Below are 16,300 nucleotides of genomic sequence, written 5' to 3'. Positions count from 1 at the left end.
GGCCTGTCCATACTCGTTATTCGACCTCGATAAAAACAATTCAGAGGGTCAGATGATGAATTACCGGCAATCCCATGCCCGCTCCATTGCGGACCCTGCCGCCTTCTGGGCCGAACAGGCCGAGGCCGTGGCCTGGTACCAGCGCCCGCGCAACATCCTCGAAACTCTCCCCGACGGCAGCCACCGCTGGTTCGCCGATGGCCGCCTGAACAGCTGCTACCTGGCCCTCGACCGGCAGATCGCCCTGGGCCGCGGCGAGCAGGCGGCGCTGATCTACGACTCCCCGGTCACCGGCGTGCAGCAGCGCTACAGCTTCCGCGAGCTGCGCGACGAAGTGGCGCGCCTGGCCGGCGCCCTGCGCGCCCTGGGCGTGGGCAAGGGCGACGGGGTGATCATCTACATGCCGATGGTGCCCCAGGCGGCCATGGCCATGCTGGCCTGCGCGCGCATCGGCGCGGTGCACTCGGTGGTGTTCGGCGGCTTCGCCCCCTACGAGCTGGCGCTGCGCATCGACGACGCCAAGCCAAAACTGATCCTCACCGCCTCCTGCGGACTGGAGTTCGAGCGCGTCATCGAATACAAGCCGCTGGTGGACAAGGCCCTGGAGCTGGCCCTGCACCAGCCGGCCCAGGTGCTGGTCTGGCAGCGCCCGCAGGCGATGGCCGAGCTGCACGCCGGGCGCGACCTCGACTGGCGCGAGACGGTGGCCCACGCCGAGCCGGCCGACCCGGTGGAGATGGCCAGCGGCGATCCGCTGTACATCATGTACACCTCCGGCACCACCGGTAAGCCCAAGGGCATAGTGCGCGACAACGGCGGCCACGCGGTGGCCCTGCACTACACGCTGCCGACCATCTTCGGCATGCAGCCGGGCGACGTCTGGTGGGGCATCTCCGACGTCGGCTGGGTGGTCGGCCACTCGCTGATCGTTTACGGCCCGCTGATGAACGGCTGCACCACGCTGTTCTACGAGGGCAAGCCGGTGCGCACGCCGGACGCCGGCAGCTACTGGCGGGTGATCGAGGAACACCAGGTCAACGCGCTGTTCTGCGCGCCCACGGCGATCCGCGCGATCCGCAAGGAAGACCCCAACGGCGAACTGCTCAAGCGCTACGACCTGGGTTCGCTGCGCCAGCTGTTCCTCGCCGGCGAGAAGCTCGACAGCAGCACCCACCAGTGGCTGGAGGAGCTGACCGGCAAGCCGGTGTTCGACCACTGGTGGCAGACCGAGACCGGCTGGCCGGTGACCGCGCCCTGCACCGGGCTGGGCTGCCAGGAGCAGCGCGCCGGCTCCAGCAACCTGGCGGTGCCCGGCTACGACGTGCAGGTGGTGGACGAGGAGGGGCGCCTGCTGGCGCCGGGGCAGACCGGCTCGATCGTCATCGGCCTGCCGCTGCCGCCCGGCTGCGCGCAGACCCTCTGGAACGACCACCCGCGCTACCTCAGCGCCTACCTGCGGGCCTTCCCCGGCTACTACCACACCGGCGACGGCGGCTTCATCGACGAGGACGGCTTCGTCCACATCATGGGCCGCACCGACGACGTGATAAACGTCTCCGGCCACCGCCTGTCCACCGGCGAGATGGAAGAGCTGCTGGCGCTGCACGAAGCGGTGGCCGAATGCGCGGTGATCGCCGTGCAGGACCCGCTCAAGGGCCACGTGCCGCTGGGCCTGGTGGTGCTCAAGGACGACGCGCGGATCACCGAGGAGCAACTGCAGCGCGAACTGGTGGCGCTGGTCCGCGAGCGCATCGGCGCGCTGGCCTGCTTCCAGCGCGCGGTGGTGGTCAAGCGCCTGCCCAAGACGCGCTCGGGCAAGATCCTCCGCGCCGTGCTGCGCAAGATCGCCGACGGCGAGGACTACGCGCCGCCGTCCACCATCGACGACCCGGCCATCCTCGACGAAATCGCCGCCCGCCTGCAGGCCGTGGGCCTAGCCCGGGCCAGTTGAACCCACGCGCCGGCCTGCGGGCCGGCTTTTCTCCAGGGCCGCGTTGCGGCCCTTTTTTTGTCCATTTGCAGGAGCGCGCCCTGCCCGCGATTCGCGCGCAGGGCGCGTTCCTACAGGGGAACGGCGTAGGTGGGGCAGCGTAGGAGCGGATCTCATCCGCGAACCGCGCCGATATGCCCGGCCATCGCGGACAAGGTCCGCTCCTACGCCCGTGCCATCCTGGAATTGTAGGAGCGGGCCCTGCCCGCGATTCGCGCGCATGGCGCGCTCCTACAGGGGAACGGCGTAGGTGGGGCAGCGTAGGAGCGGATCTCATCCGCGAATCGCGCCGATATACCCGGCCATCGCGGACAAGGTCCGCTCCTACGCCCGTGCCATCCTGGAATTGTAGGAGCGGGCCCTGCGCGCGATTTCGCGCGCAGGGCGCGCTCCTACAGGGGAGCGGCGCAGGTGGGGCAGTGTAGGAGCGGATCTCATCCGCGAACCGCGCCGATATGCCCGGCCATCGCGGACAAGGTCCGCTCCTACGAAGAGCACCCCGGCGTGGCCAGCCTATATGCATCCCAACGTTCAGGAAACTGCGAACCCCGTTGCATTTCCGATGATGTGCAGCTATTCCGGCTGTGAATACGGAATCCGCTGCCGATACAGAAGAGGATGTTCCGTCGGAATATGTCGTATTTATCTGAGAATGCTGAATTATTTAGTGGCAAAACGCCGGGTTATGTAACAAATTCGGCTTCAAATAGCCCGGTCGAGCTACTAGGCTCGGCTACGAAGGATCCCTCATAAGAGCTAGAGCAAGAGCCAGGGCATGACCGACTTCTCGACTCTGCCACCCCCGCCGGAGGCCAGCAGCCCGCCGCCAGGCGGCAGCCGCTTCTATCGGCCGCCGCTGCCCGCCGGCTACGTCAGCCGCGCGCGGCTGTGCCAGCGCATGGGCGCGGGCCTGGGTGGGCGCCTGCTGCTGCTTTCTGCGCCGGCCGGGTTCGGCAAGAGTTCCCTGGCCATCGAGTTCTGCGAATCCCTGGCGCCGCACTGGCGCAGCCTGTGGCTGGGCCTGAGCGTGCGGGACAGCGACCCGGGGCGCTTCCTCGAACGCCTGCTCGAAGGGCTGCGCCTGTACCTCCCGGGCCTCGGCGACGACGCCATGGCGGTGCTGAAGATGCGCCAGCGCCACCAGCCGTTCGCCTTCGAGGCCTGGCTCGACGACCTGCTCGACGAACTGGCCGAGCGCCTGTCCGCCGAGGCGCCGCTGCTGCTGGTGCTGGACGACTACCACCTGGCCCAGGGCGCGGTGCTCGACCGCTGCCTGCAATTCCTCCTCAACCACCAGCCGCCCGGCCTGGTGCTGCTGGTCACCAGCCGCCAGCGCCCGGACTGGCACCTGGCGCGCCTGCGCCTGTCGCGCCAGCTGCTGGAGCTCAGCGAGCAGGACCTGCGCCTGACCGCCGAGGAAACCGCCGCCCTGGTCTCGGCCAGCGGCACCCCGGCCAGCGAGGCGCTGGTCGAGCGCCTGATCGAACGCAGCGAAGGCTGGATCGCCGGCCTGCGCCTGTGGCTGCTGGCCCACCCCGAGGGCCTCGGCGGGCAGGGCTGCGACGCGCCGCTGAACGGCACCGAGGAACTGATCCGCGACTATTTGCTGGAAGAGGTGATCGACAAGCAGCCGCCGGAGGTCCAGGCCTTCCTGCTGCAGACGGCGCGCTTCGAACGCTTCTGCGGCGAACTGTGCGACGCCCTGCGCGACAGCCACGACAGCGCCGCCATCCTGCGCCACCTGCAGCGGCACCAGGTGTTCCTGGTGCCGCTGGACGAGCAGGGCCAGTGGTTCCGCTACCACCACCTGTTCTCCGACCTGCTGCTGGCCCGCGAACTGCCGGCCGACGGCCCCTCGGCGGGCTCGCTGCACCTGCGCGCCTGCCGCTGGTTCAGCTCCCGCGGGCTGCTCGACGAGGCGGTGGACCAGGCCCTGCGCGCCGGCCACCCGGAAGTGGCGGCGAGCCTGGTGCAGAGCCTGTCGGAAGAACAGCTGCTGGCCGAGCAGAACGTCGCCACCCTGCTGCGCTGGAAGATGGACCTGCCCGACAGCCTGCTGGCCAGCACGCCGCGGTTGATCGTGCTGTACAGCTGGGCCCTGGCCCTGGCCTGCCAGCTGGACGCCGCCGAGGAACTGGGCGCCCAGCTGGCGCGCTTCCTGCCGGCCGCCGACGCCGCCACCCAGGCCGACCTGCTGGCCCAGTGGCAGGCCCTGGCCGGCATCATCGCCCGCGGCCGTGGCGACATCGAAGGCGCCGAACGGCATTGCGCCGAGGCCCTGGCGCAGCTCCCGGCGGAACGCTCCGGGCCGCGCCTGATGTGCCTGTCGAGCCTGGCCAACCTGGCCATCGTGCGCGGCGATTCCTGGGGCGCCCGCGGCCTCAACCGCGAGGCCCTGGAACTGGCGCAGCGCTTCGGCAACCCCTTGCTGGAAGCGCTGGTGCACTACGACCGCGCCCGCGGCCTGCAGGCCCGCGGCGAGGTGCTGCGCGCCGGCGAGGAACTGGAACAGGGCCTGGCGCGCCTGGCCGGGCAACCGGCGCACCGGCGCTACGCCGTGCGCGGCCGGCTGCTGATCTACCAGGGCTACCTGCGCGGCCTGGGCCTGCAGGGCGACGAGGCGCGGCAGAAACTGCGCGCCGGCATCGAGGAGGCCCGCGCCTGCCGCGACGTCAGCCTGGTGATCGGCTATTGCGCGCTGGCCGGCCTGGAAGGGCGCCAGGGCAACTACACCCAGGCCTTCGCCCAACTGGCCGAGGCCGAGCGGCTGATGCACGTGTGGGATGTGCCGCCGGTGTACTACCTGTCGGTCATCACCCTGGTCAAATGCGAGCTGTGGCTGGCCCAGGGCCAATTGGAGCTGGCCGCGGCCTGGCTGGAGCGCCTGGGCGAAACCTACTCCGGGGCCAACCCGGCGACGCCGCCGGAGTGCCACCCGCAACTGCCGTACTACATCGAACTGCTGCAAGCGCAACTGGCCCGCCGCGAGGAGCGCCCGGCCGAGGCCGAGCGCCGCCTGCGCACGCTGATCGCCGCGGCGCAGCCGGCCGGGGCGCAGATGCCGGCGCGCCTGGCCCAGGCGCAACTGGCCGGCCTGCTGTTGCAGCAAGGCCGCGAACGCGAGGCCCGCGAAGCGCTGGACGCCTGCCTGCAAGGCGCCGTCGGCGGGGCGCTGCTGCCCTTGCAGGAACTGCTGGCCCAGGAGCCGGACTGGCTGCGCGAGCAACTGGAGCAGCGCGCGCCCTGTCCATTGCAACGCCTGCTGCTGCAACGCCTGCCGGCCCAGGCGGAACGCCCGGCCACCCTCGCCGACGGCCTCAGCGGCCGCGAGCTGGCGGTGCTGGAGCTGATCGCCCAGGGCCTGTCCAACCAGGAAATCAGCGAGCGCCTGTTCATCTCGCTGCATACCGTGAAGAGCCATGCGCGGCACATCAACGACAAGCTCGGGGTGGAAAGGCGCACCCAGGCGGTGGCCCGGGCGAAGGTGTTGGGGTTGTTGCGTTAGTTGGGCGCTGAGCTCTTCGTAGGAGCGAGCTTGCTCGCGAACGTGTTCTGCCGTTGGCTTCGGTGCTGGCCTTGAAGAGCGCCCTCTCCCTAACCCTCTCCCTGAAGGGAGAGGGGACCGTTCGGCGTGGTCTGGTTTTCCCGAGTCAGCCGGCAGGCGCGGTGGTTTCCGGCTAAAACCATTCCTTCTCTCGGCACGGTCTAGCCCCCTCTCCCTTCAGGGAGAGGGCTGGGGAGAGGGAACGGAGTCGATCCGAAACACAACTGCTGCCGGTAAATCCCGTTCGCGAGCAAGCTCGCTCCTACAAGGGGCTGCCGCGCTACTCCTTCGGCGGACTCAAATCCAACGCCTTCGGCGCCGGCGCGCCCTTCGCCGGCTTGGCCAGCTGGCGCTGCACGTCGGCCTGGATGCCCTGCAGCACCGGCAGCAGGTCGCGCATGTTCTCCCGCACTTCCGGGTAGGGATGCTTGTCGGCGAACGCCTGCACCCGCGCCAGCAGCTGGCCGCGGGTTTCGCCGGGCAGGTGGATGAACAGCTCCGGCAACTGCTTGGCCAGTTCGGCGCTGTACAGCACCAAGTCCTGGCGCTCGAACTGCGCGGTCAGGTCCAGGTAGTCCAGGGCGCTGCTGGTCAGCATCGCCGCCGCGGCCTTGGCTTCCTGCATGCCCTTCAGGCGTACCGGGTTGCGCTGCTCGCTCTGCGCCAGGGTCATCCAGAATTCCACCGTCAGGTTGAACAGGATGGCCTGCTCGCGCAGCGAATAGCTCATCAGGCCCAGGGCTTCTGCGCCGTAGGGCTGCTTGGCGGCGCGGAAGTCGAAGTACAGGCGCATCAGCTCCTTGAGCTTGAACAGCACCTCGCGCGCCTCGTTCTGGCGCAGCTCCAGCGGCGCGTAGATGTTCATCTGCGGGCGGAAGTTCTCCTCGCTGACCATGCGCTGGTAGATCGGCCCGGTGAATTCGCCGCTGCGCCGCGGCAGGCTGTTGGCCTGGGTTTCCTCGATCTTCTTCAGCGCGTCGATCAGTTGCTGGTAGTCCTCGCTGGTCCAGGTGCGCTGGATGTCCGGGATGCGCTGGCCGAGGTAGAACAGCTCGTTGCCGGCCGCCGCGGCGGGGCGGCAGATGACCAGCAAAAGGATGGCCAGCGGCCACAGCAGGCGGCGTGTTAGGGTCGGCACGAACGGGCTTTCCTTGCGCGGGAGCGGTCGGCCTAGGTTAGCGACGGGCGGGGCCGGCGTCACCCCGCGCCTTGGTTGGGTGGAGGGGGCATGACGATCCAGGAATCCGGCGCGGTGCTGGCGGTGTTCGAGGACCTAGGCGGCTACGGCGCCCTGGCGCGCCAGGAAGGCAGCGGCGAGGGGCCGCTGGTCAACCACCTGCAGCGCGCCAACATCCAGTTGGCGAGCATCCCGGTGTTCGTCGCCAAGGGCCTTGCCGAGACCACGGTGAACGACCTGCTGGCGGCGGCCAAGGTCTCGCGGCGCACCTTCTACAAGTACTTCGACGGCAAGCTCGACGTGCTCGAGGGCATCTACCGCACCGCCGTGCAGCTGCTGCTGATGCGCTTCCGCGAGATGCGCACCGCCACCGGCAGCAGCGAGGCCTGGCTACGCGCCATGGTCGCGCGCTTCTTCGACTACCACCAGGCGGTGGGGCCGATCATCCGCCTGATGCACGAGGAAGCGTTACGCTCCGACTCACCCCTGGCCGCGCACCGCCGCCAGGCGCTGCACGAGTTGCAGGCGCTGCTGGAGGAACGTTTCGTCGGCGAGGGCGTCAAGCATGCGCCCCTGACCTACCAGGCGCTGCTCTGGGCCCTGGAGGCGGCCTCCCACGAACTGCTCGGCGGCGCCGTGCGGCCCGACCTGGAAGAGGTCAAGCGGGTGCTCGGCGACCTGCTGGTCGACAGCCTCTGCAAGCGCACTACCTAGGTTGGGCGCAACGCGTTGGGGCGCTGTGCTCTGATCGGGCATCGACAACAACGCGCACCGGAGTGCCCCATGTCCGCAACCTACAGCCTGCAACCGCCGCTGGCGGCCGGCTTCGCCCGCCTGGGCTTCGGCGCCCTGCCGCTGGAAGCCCTGATCGATCGCTACGCCCCGAGCGAGGCCGGTTCGCGCTTCATCGAGGTGGACGGCTTCCCGATCCACTACCGCGACGAGGGCGGCCGCGACAAGCCAGTGCTGGTGCTGGTGCACGGGGTGATGGCGTCGCTGCACACCTGGGACGGCTGGGTGGCGGAGATGGCCCGGCACTTCCGCATCGTCCGCCTCGACGTGCCCGGCTTCGGCCTCACCGGCGGCGGCCGCGACCGCGACTACAGCGGCGAGCGCCTGGTGAAGGTGTTCGGCCTGTTCCTCGAACGCCTGGGGCTGGACAGGGTGTCCATCGCCGGCAACTCCCTGGGCGGCTACATCGCCTGGAACTACGCCCTGGCCCAGCCGCACAGGGTGGAGCGGCTGATCCTGGTCGACCCGGCCGGCTACCACATGCAGAAGGTGCCGCTGATGATCGCCAGCGCCGCGCTGCCCGGCGCCGGCCTGCTGATGCCGGCCTGGATGCCGCGGGCCCTGGTGGCCCAGGGGATCAGGGAGGTCTACGGCAACCCGCAGCGCATCCAGCCCGGGGTGGTCGACCGCTACTACGACATCAGCCGCCGCCCGGGCAACCGCCGCGCCATGATCGACATCTTCCGCGTGCTGGTGAAGGCCAACCGCGAGGAACTGCCGGGCACCCCGGCGCGGGTGGCGCAGATCAAGGTGCCGACGCTGCTGATGTGGGGCGAGCGCGACCGCTGGATCTCGCCGAAGCACGTGCCGCTGTGGCAGCGCGACCTGCCGGGCATCCAGGTGAAAACTTATCCCGGGGTGGGCCACATTCCCATGGAGGAAATCCCGCAGCAGACGGCGGCGGATGCGTTGCGCTTCCTGCATGCCTGATCGGGCCTGCGATGAAAAAGCCCCGGTTCGCCGGGGCTCTTTCGTTGTGCAGGGGGAACGCCTTTCGGCGGATTGCGGACATGGGCGCAGGCTGCGCCGGGATGCTTTTCGTAGGATGGGTTGAGCTTGCGAAACCCATCGGGCCATGGTGATGGGTATCGCTTCGCTCAACGCCATCCTACGAAAAGCCGTGCTTTCCCGGAGGCGTAGGAGCGGACTCCGTCCGCGATCGGCCCCTGCAGAAACACCAACGCCCCGACGAGGCGGGGCGTTGTGGAAAAGCCGGAATCAACCCGCATGCGCCATCGGCTGCGGATCGTATTCCTTGCGCACCTGGTACAGCAGGTCGAGGTTGTCGTGCTGCCACGGGTGGAAGTCCTTGCGGAAGAAGTCGCGGTACTCGCGCAGCAGCGGGCGGAACACGCCGTCCTTGCCCCAGCTCCATTTCAGGCCGTCGCGCCACACGCGCCAGTTCCACAGCAGGCCGTCGCGCTTGAGCATGTGCACCAGGCCGCGGAAGGTGTCGAGGACGAAGAAGAGGGTCGCCATCACCATCGCCCGGCGCAGCAGGCGGCGGCTGCCGCAGACCTGGTTGTAGACGTCGAAGGCCACCGCCTTGTGCTCGGTTTCCTCCAGCGCGTGCCAGCGCCACAGGCGTTGCATCACCGGCTCGGCGCCCTCCAGGGTGCGCGGGTTGGTGAGCAGGCCGTTGGCCATGATCGCGGTGATGTGCTCCAGCGCCGCGGTGGCCGCCAGTTGGCGGCGGGTGCTGAACTTCTTCTGGGTGTAGCGGATGCGCGCCTGGGCCAGTTTCTCGATGCGCGTGATGTCGTAGCCGAGGTCCTTCAGGCGCTGGCTGTACACCAGGTGCTCGCGGCTGTGGTGGCCTTCCTGGCCGATGAAGCCGCGGATCTGCTCCTTGAGCACCGGGTCGGCGATCTGCTCGCGGAAGTTGCGCACCGAGTCGATGAAGAAGCGCTCGCCATCGGGGAAGAGCACCGACATGGCGTCGAACAGGTGCGACTTGAAGGCGTCCCCGCCGTGCCAGTGGCGCGGCAGCGGATCGGGCAGCTCGAAGTCCATGTGCCGTGGCTTGATTTCCAGTCCTGCGGGGGTCGTGCTGGCCATGACGGCTCCATTGTTGTGGGTTTCCATGGCACCGATCTTGGGCTTGCGGGGGAAGGCTCACAAGGTTATCTTCTGCCAACTTTCCGGTCATATCCGGCCAGCGGTCAGAACAAGAAGAAGCCCATGAAGCAACCGCTCAACTTCACCGCCGAACTGGTTCCCGTGGCCTACGCCCAGGCCCTGCTCGACCTCGCCGAGGAGCTCGGCGTGCCGCGCCAGCGCCTGTTCGAACTGGCCCGGGTGCGCCCCGAGGTGCTGCAGAACCCGGCCGGGCGGCTGTCCTTCGTCGACTTCAACCTGCTCGCCGGCGCCGCCCTGGCCAACTGCGGCGAGCCGGCCTTCGGCCTGCTGCTGGGCCAGCGCCTGAACGTCTCCACCCACGGCATCCTCGGCTACGCGGTGCTGTCCAGCGCCAACCTGGAAAAGGCCATCGACTTCGCCCTCAAGTACTACCGCGTGCTGGGCCTGGCCTACGACCTGGAGCGCGTCGAGGAGCAGGACCGCTCGCAGTTGCGCGCCAGCGAGTCGATCCCCCTGGGGCCCATGCAGCGCTTCGCCGGCGAGGGCCTGATGACCAGCCTGTACACCATCGCCCGCTTCCTCGTCGGCGAGCCGCTGCAGGGCGTGGAGGTCGGTTTCGCCTTCCCCGCGCCGCCCTACGCCGAGCGCTACACCGAGGTGTTCGGCAGGCCGGCGGCCTTCGACCAGCCGTTCCACTTCATCAGCCTGCCGCGGGAATACCTCAACCGCCCCATGGCCCTGGCCAACCCGGCCACGGTGCAGATGTGCGAGCAGCAGTGCGAGGCGCTGCTGGCCAGCCTGGACGTGCAGGAAGGCCTGCTCACGCGCATCCGCCGCCTGCTGCTGGCGCGCCCCGGCGAGTTCCCCGACCTGGACAGCGCCGCCCGCGAGCTGCACACCAGCGGCCGCAGCCTGCGCCGGCACCTGTCCAGCCTGGGCACCACCTACCAGCAGGTGCTGGACGACGTGCGCAAGCGCCTGGCCCTGCAATACCTCACCACCACCCACCTGCCGCTGTACGAGATCGCCCTGCTGCTGGGCTTCAACGACCCGTCGAACTTCCGCCGGGCGTTCCGCAAGTGGACCGGCAAGCTGCCCACCGACTACCGCGCCGACTGAACACGGGGAGTTGAAGCGCGGCGGCTTTGCCGTCACCCTTGGCGTTTGTCGAAACCTGCCAGGAAATACCCCATGGACGCCGCCCAGCCCGCGCTGATCCGCGAAACCTTCCCCGTCGGCCCCCTGCAGTGCAACTGCACCATCATCGGCGACCCGCTGACGAAGAAGGCCATCGTGGTCGACCCGGGCGGCGACCACGAGCTGATCCTGCAGCGCCTCGACGCCCTCGGCCTGAAGGTGGTGAGCATTATCCACACCCATGCGCACCTGGATCACTTCCTCGCCTCCGGGCAGATGAAGGAGAAGACCGGCGCCACCCTGCACCTGCACCAGGGCGACCAGTTCCTCTGGGACAACCTGGAGATGCAGTGCCGCATGTTCGGCGTGCCCTACAAGCCGGTGCCGTCGCCGGACCAGTGGCTGCAGGACGACGAGGAGCTGGCCTGCGGCTGCGGCGTGGCGCTGCATACCCCGGGGCACACGCCGGGCTCGATGAGTTTCTGGTTCCCCGGCGCCAGGCTGCTGATCGCCGGCGACACCCTGTTCCGCCGCGGCATCGGCCGCACCGACCTGTGGGGCGGCGACTACGCCACCATCGAGCGTTCGATCAAACAGCGCCTGTACAGCCTGGACGAGGAGGCCACCGTGGTCACCGGCCACGGCCCGGACACGCGCCTGGGCGATGAAATGCGTGAGAATCCGTTCATTCGTGCTTAAGGTTGTTGTGGAATCTTTTGCACGTTCCAAGCTCTAACCTGCCGCCCGGGAAAGGGCGTATCGCTATCCGAGGAGTCCTCCTTCATGTTCACCGCACGTCGTCTGTCCATGGTCGCGGCCGTCACCGCCTTCGCTCTCATGGCCGGTTGCGCCTCGCAGAATCCCTATGACCCCAACACCCAGGTCCCCCAGGAGGGCGGCGTGAGCAAGACCGCCAAGTACGGCGGCCTGGGCGCGCTGGCCGGCGCCGTGGCCGGCGCGGCGATCAACCACGACAACCGCGGCAAGGGCGCGCTGATCGGCGCCGCGGTGGCCGGCATGGCCGGCGCCGGCTACGGCTACTACGCCGACAAGCAGGAGGCCCAGCTGCGCCAGCAGATGCAGGGCACCGGCGTGCAGGTGCAGCGCCAGGGCGATGACATCAAGCTGATCATGCCGGGCAACATCACCTTCGCCACCGATTCGGCGAACATCGCTCCGTCCTTCTACGCGCCGCTGAACAACCTGGCGAACTCCTTCAAGCAGTTCAACCAGAACAGCATCGAGATCGTCGGCTACACCGACAGCACCGGCAGCCGCCAGCACAACATGGACCTGTCGCAGCGCCGGGCGCAGAGTGTGGCGACCTACCTGACTTCGCAAGGCGTCGACGGTACTCGCGTGAGCACTCGCGGGATGGGGCCGGACCAGCCGATCGCGAGCAACTCCACGGTGGATGGTCGTGCGCAGAACCGTCGGGTCGAGGTGAACCTGAAGGCCCTGCCGGGCGCCCAGGGCACTGCGCCGCAGGGTGGGCAGCAGCAGTATCAGTAAGTGTTGCCTGGATGAAAAAAAGCCCGCCGGTTGGCGGGCTTTTTTTGTTTGGGGGGGAGGGGGAGTCTTTAAGAGCGCCCTCTCCCCAGCCCTCTCCCGCAAGCGGGAGAGGGGGCTGTCCTGAGCGATGCGTCGGTCAGGCGCCATCCTCCCACCCCTAACCTCACCCCGTCATTCCCGCGAACGCGGGACGCGGCTCCATCGCGAACAGCGCTTGCGCTGGCCCGAAGGGGAATAACCCAGAGATTTGGGGGCTTGGTGTAGCGCGCCGCTCCGAGTGTTCGGATGTCTCTCGTTTCGCCCCCTCGGGCGAGTCCCTTTTGTCAAACGCCACAAAAGGAACCAAAAAGGCTTGCCCCGCATACGGGCCCGACGGAGTCGGGCTACCCTCACGAACTCCCCCGCCACGGAGGCCCGCCCCGAGGGTACGTCCCTGTAGCCCGCGGTGCTCTCGCGACATCCATGTCGCATGACCTCCTGAGCGCCGGTTTCGCTCGGCCTTCTGAAGGGGCGTTTCGGAGTGCGCGGATGTTTCTCTGGAAGTCCAAGAGCAAACGCGCTTTTGCTTTTGCTTTTCGTAGGAGCGAGCTTGCTCGCGAACCGCCCGTCACTGGGTTATTCCCCTTCGGGCCAGCGCAAGCGCTGTTCGCGATGGAGCCGCGTCCCGCATTCGCGGGAATGACGAGGTGGGGTGAGGAGTATCAGGCTGACTCCGAACTCCCCACTCACTCCGAACAGCCCCCTCTCCCTTCAGGGCGGGGCGCGCAGCCGAGGGTTGGGGAGAGGGCGCTCTGAACCCAGCACCACCATCACCCTTCGCGAGCAAGCTCGCTCCTACAAGAGCAAAAGCGCACCCCCTCAAGCCTTGGCCGGATACTCCCGGTGCAACTGTGCCAGCACCTGGTCCTTGCGCTCCCACAGCTGGTTCACCCAGCGCTGGAACTCCGCCCGGTAATCCGCATCCTGGTCGTAGCTCTTGCCGATGAACTGCCGCGGAATCTCCAGCTCCTCGAAGCGCACCACCACGCGCTTCAGGCGCCCGGACAGCAGGCACCAGAAGGTTGGGCTGCCGTCGGGGTAGTGGATGGTCACGTTGACCAGGGTGCGCAGCTGCTCGCCCATGGCGTCGAGGACGAAGGCGATGCCGCCGGCCTTGGGCTTGAGCAGGTGCTGGAACGGCGAGCCCTGCTCGTCGTGCTTGGCGCGGGTGAAGCGGGTGCCTTCGAGGAAGTTGAAGATGGCCACCGGGATGCGCTTGAACTTGGCGCAGGCCTTGCGGGTGGTGGCCAGGTCCTGGCCCTGCTTCTCCGGGTGCCTGGCCAGGTAGGCCTTGCTGTAGCGCTTCATGAAGGGGAAATCCAGCGCCCACCAGCACAGGCCGATGACGGGCACCCAGATCAGCTGCTGCTTGAGGAAGAAGCGCAGCAGCGGGATGCGCCGGTTGAGCTGGTACTGCAGGACGAGGATGTCGACCCAGCTCTGATGGTTGCTGGTGACCAGATAGGAATGGTCGTACTCCAGGCCTTCCAGGCCCTGGACGTTCCAGCCGGTGCGCTGCACCAGGTTCATCCAGCCCTTGTTGCAGCTGATCCAGCCTTCGGCGATCAGCCCCATGATCCGCCGGCAAACCGCCTGGGCCGGGGCGAAGGGCAGCAGCAGCTTGAACAGCGTCATGCCGAACAGCGGGACGCACCAGCACAGGGTGCTGAGGATCAGCAGCAGGCCGGCGAGCGAGCCGCGCAGGGCATGGGGAAGGAAGTTGAGCATGGATGTTCCTTGTACATGGGCGACGCTCGGCGGCGGCGCGTGGTCGGGGTTCCGGCCCCGCTGTTCGGGTGGCACCTTCCTGTGCCGGCGTTGGCCTGGGCCGCCGCTGGGCGGCCCTCCTTGGATCAGGTCTGTTGCGTATCGGCCTGGATCGCGGTGAGCGCGATGGTGTAGACGATGTCTTCCACCAGGGCGCCGCGCGACAGGTCGTTCACCGGCTTGCGCAAGCCTTGCAGCATGGGGCCGATGCTGATGCAGTCGGCGCTGCGCTGCACCGCCTTGTAGGTGGTGTTCCCGGTGTTCAGGTCGGGGAACACATACACCGTGGCGCGGCCGGCCACCGGGCTGTCGGGAGCCTTCTGGCGGCCGACGCCGGCGACGGCGGCGGCATCATACTGCAAGGGCCCGTCGATCAACAGATCGGGGCGTTTTTCCTGCGCGATGCGCGTCGCTTCCCGCACTTTCTCGACATCCGCGCCGGTTCCCGAGTCCCCCGTGGAGTAGCTGATCATCGCCACCCGCGGGACGATGCCGAAGGCCTGCGCCGAGTCGGCACTCTGCAGGGCGATCTCCGCCAGGTCACTGGCCGAAGGATCGGGATTCACCGCGCAGTCGCCATAGACCACCACCTGGTCGGGCAGCAGCATGAAGAACACCGAGGACACCAGGTTGTAGCCCGGCGCGGTCTTGATCAGCTGCAGCGCCGGGCGGATGGTGTTGGCGGTGGTGTGGATGGCGCCGGAGACCAGGCCGTCCACCTCTTCCAGGGCGAGCATCATGGTGCCCAGCACCACGTTGTCTTCCAGCTGCTGCTCGGCCATGGGCGCGTTGAGGTTCTTGCCCTTGCGCAGCGTCACCATGGGCTCGACGTAGCGGCTGCGCACCAGGTCCGGGTCGATGACCTCCAGGTCCGCCGGCAGGGCGATGCCGAGCATCTGCGCCACCGCCTGGACGTCGTCGGGCTTGGCCAGCAGCACGCAGCGGGCGATGCCGCGGGCGTGGCAGATCACTGCCGCCTGCACGGTGCGCGGCTCGCTGCCCTCGGGCAGGACGATGCGCTTGCCGGCGCGGGCGGCGCGCTGCGTCAGCTGGTAGCGGAACACCGGCGGCGACAGGCGCGGCTCGTGGGGCGCGCCGCAGCGCTCGCGCAGCCATTCGAAGTCGATGTGCCCGGCGACGTACTCGGTGACGTGCTCGGCGCGCTCGCGGTCGTCGATGGGGATTTCCTTGTTCATCCGCGTGAGATCGCCGGCGGTGTCGTAGGAGCCGGTGTTCACCGTCAGCACCGGCAGGCCGCTCTGCAGGGCGCTGCGGCACAGTTCCATGATCCGCGCGTCCGGCGCCAGGCCGCTGCACAGCAGCAGGCCGGCCAGGGGCACGCCGTTCATGGCCGCCAGGCAGGCGGCGAGGATGATGTCGTCGCGGTCGCCCGGCACCACCACCAGCACGCCGGGCTTGAGCAGGTGCACGGTGTTCGGCGCCGAGGGCGCGCAGAGGATGATTTTCTGCACCCGGCGCTGCTCGTAGTCGCCGGCGTTGAGCACGCTGGCATTGAGCAGGTCGGCCACGTCGCGGGTGCGCGGGGCGTTGAGGTCGTCCTGCCAGGGGATGCAGCCGAGCAGGCGGAACTCGCCGCCGCGCATCAGTGCCGAGTGCTCGCTCAGGCGCGCGGCGAAGCGCTGGGCGGCGGCCTCGCCCTCCAGCGGGCGGCCTTCGCCGTCGACGTCGCGGACCTTGTTGAGGATCACCCCGAGCAGCTTCGGATCGTGGGCGCCGCCGAACAGCTGGGCCTGGATCTCCAGGCGGTCGCACAGCTCGTTGAGCGTCTCGTTCTCCGGCGCCGAGACCAGGATGACCTCGGCGTCGGTGCTCTTGGCCAGGTGGAAGTTGATGCGCGCGGCGTAGCTGACGTGGCGGGTGGGGACCATGCCCTCAATGATCATTACGTCCTGGCCTTCGGCGGCGGCCCGGTACTCGTGGATGATGCCTTCGAGCAGATCGTCCAGCAGGCCGTCGCCGAGCATCCGCTCGACCTTGCCCAGCGGCAGCGGGGTGGGTGGCTTGAGGCCGTGGGTGCGGGCCACCAGCTCGCTGGAGCGCTCCGGGCCGTCGTCGCCGGGTTGCGGCTGGGCGATGGGTTTGTAGAAGCCGACCTTCAGGCCGGCGCGCTGCAGGGCGCGGATCAGCCCGAGGCTGATGGAGGTGAGGCCGACGCCAAAGCCGGTCGGGGCGATGAAGAAGGTATGCATCCGGGCTCCTTAAGCCGTTCGGGTTCGCTGCGGCCCTTGTGGGGCCGGGGAGG

General features: G+C 68.5%; 11 protein-coding genes. 7 read left to right on the top strand and 4 right to left on the bottom strand.

Translation table 11 applies throughout. The features are described 5' to 3' along the window. Nucleotides 1-55 precede the first annotated feature (55 nt). Both ACTWJ5_RS26185 and ACTWJ5_RS26180 read left to right on the top strand, forming a co-directional pair. Nucleotides 56-1,951: a propionyl-CoA synthetase gene (locus ACTWJ5_RS26185; RefSeq protein WP_444439661.1), complete on the top strand. Its 1,896-nt coding sequence runs from the start codon at nt 56-58 to the stop codon at nt 1,949-1,951. Nucleotides 1,952-2,765: 814 nt separating this feature from the next. Further along, nucleotides 2,766-5,495: a LuxR C-terminal-related transcriptional regulator gene (locus tag ACTWJ5_RS26180; RefSeq protein ID WP_074985017.1), complete on the top strand. Its 2,730-nt coding sequence runs from the start codon at nt 2,766-2,768 to the stop codon at nt 5,493-5,495. A gap of 319 nt (nt 5,496-5,814) precedes the next feature. Here ACTWJ5_RS26180 and ACTWJ5_RS26175 read toward each other — a convergent pair whose 3' ends face one another. Further along, a complete protein-coding gene (locus ACTWJ5_RS26175) occupies nt 5,815-6,672 on the bottom strand; it encodes a hypothetical protein (RefSeq protein ID WP_444436842.1) in 858 nt (285 codons plus the stop codon). A gap of 90 nt (nt 6,673-6,762) precedes the next feature. Between ACTWJ5_RS26175 and ACTWJ5_RS26170 the strand changes: the two genes are divergently transcribed. Both ACTWJ5_RS26170 and ACTWJ5_RS26165 read left to right on the top strand, forming a co-directional pair. Further along, complete coding sequence (locus tag ACTWJ5_RS26170; RefSeq protein ID WP_061562682.1) at nt 6,763-7,425, top strand: TetR/AcrR family transcriptional regulator; 663 nt, start codon at nt 6,763-6,765, stop codon at nt 7,423-7,425. Nucleotides 7,426-7,494: 69 nt separating this feature from the next. After that, on the top strand, nt 7,495-8,433 hold the full coding sequence (locus tag ACTWJ5_RS26165; RefSeq protein ID WP_444436841.1) for an alpha/beta fold hydrolase: 939 nt from the start codon (nt 7,495-7,497) through the stop codon (nt 8,431-8,433). Nucleotides 8,434-8,721: 288 nt separating this feature from the next. On the opposite strand, the gene ACTWJ5_RS26160 is transcribed toward ACTWJ5_RS26165, so the two are convergent. Continuing rightward, on the bottom strand, nt 8,722-9,561 hold the full coding sequence (locus ACTWJ5_RS26160; protein ID WP_444436840.1) for a metal-dependent hydrolase: 840 nt from the start codon (nt 9,559-9,561) through the stop codon (nt 8,722-8,724). Nucleotides 9,562-9,684: 123 nt separating this feature from the next. Between ACTWJ5_RS26160 and ACTWJ5_RS26155 the strand changes: the two genes are divergently transcribed. The 3 genes from ACTWJ5_RS26155 (at nt 9,685) to ACTWJ5_RS26145 (ending at nt 12,231) form a co-directional block, all read left to right on the top strand. Further along, complete coding sequence (locus tag ACTWJ5_RS26155; protein WP_116425548.1) at nt 9,685-10,701, top strand: AraC family transcriptional regulator; 1,017 nt, start codon at nt 9,685-9,687, stop codon at nt 10,699-10,701. A gap of 72 nt (nt 10,702-10,773) precedes the next feature. Then, a complete protein-coding gene (locus ACTWJ5_RS26150) occupies nt 10,774-11,418 on the top strand; it encodes an MBL fold metallo-hydrolase (RefSeq protein ID WP_074984674.1) in 645 nt (214 codons plus the stop codon). 84 nt (nt 11,419-11,502) lie between these two features. Then, complete coding sequence (locus ACTWJ5_RS26145) at nt 11,503-12,231, top strand: OmpA family protein (RefSeq protein WP_058070675.1); 729 nt, start codon at nt 11,503-11,505, stop codon at nt 12,229-12,231. A gap of 858 nt (nt 12,232-13,089) precedes the next feature. Here the strand turns inward: ACTWJ5_RS26145 and ACTWJ5_RS26140 are convergent. Next, nucleotides 13,090-13,998 carry an acyltransferase gene (locus tag ACTWJ5_RS26140; protein WP_444436839.1) on the bottom strand — a complete coding sequence of 303 codons (909 nt, stop codon included), beginning with the start codon at nt 13,996-13,998 and terminating at the stop codon, nt 13,090-13,092. A 125-nt stretch (nt 13,999-14,123) separates the two neighbouring features. Then, entirely contained in the window at nt 14,124-16,247 is a 2,124-nt protein-coding gene (gene pta, locus ACTWJ5_RS26135) for a phosphate acetyltransferase (protein ID WP_249918939.1), read from the bottom strand. Nucleotides 16,248-16,300: the final 53 nt, after the last annotated feature.

This window comes from Pseudomonas sp. A6, assembly GCF_052367875.1.
Classification (GTDB): Bacteria; Pseudomonadota; Gammaproteobacteria; order Pseudomonadales; family Pseudomonadaceae; genus Pseudomonas; species Pseudomonas citronellolis.
This window is presented reverse-complemented; position numbering and strand designations above follow the sequence as displayed.